The organism is uncultured Photobacterium sp. (assembly GCF_947502415.1).
Lineage (GTDB): Bacteria > Pseudomonadota > Gammaproteobacteria > Enterobacterales > Vibrionaceae > Photobacterium.
In genome coordinates, this window is record NZ_CANMZV010000099.1 from 1 (window position 1) to 597 (window position 597).

The 597-nt window shown below is 43.4% G+C and carries 1 pseudogene; it reads left to right on the forward strand.

From position 1 onward, the window contains the following. Nucleotides 1-597: pseudogene (locus Q0852_RS23695) on the forward strand (hypothetical protein); the annotation flags it as partial.

Consider the following 597-nt stretch of genomic DNA (forward strand, 5'->3'; position numbering starts at 1 on the left):
TGGAAACGAATGTCAGGTGCAGCTCATTGGATTTGGGGCGTAATTTTAGGCGATTTTAATGATGATGCTTCTGTTGAGCAAATCATTGCCAGTACCGCATTAACTATGATCCCGGTGGTAGACCAGGCGGCAGATGTCAGGGACATGACTGCCAACGTGATGACATTGCTTGATGAAGCTGAAAGAGAAAAGTCTGAAAACTGGTTAGCGCTATCTCTGACTTTGATCGGATGCATCCCCACTTTTGGTAGTGCAATGAAAGGAACCTGTAAAGTTGCGTTAAAAGGTGGAAAATCAGCATCGAAAGATGAAGTTCTGGCCATTCTACGTGGTTTGGGAAAAGGAGATCCTGAGAAGTTTTTAAGAACACTAAAATGGGCTGAATATGCAAAAGATGCCAGCAAAATCATTTCAGATGTCCTGGGACCTTGCATTGAAGTAGCGACAGAATTGGCTTCTTACGCTAATCGCATGGGGGCTGATGAGTTGTCATCTTATTTCCTTAAACTTGCAGATGAAGTGAAGATTGTCGATAAGATGGTGCCAGATAAGCTTCAGCAAGCAATGGGGGAGTTTGATGACCTGTTTTCTCGAATT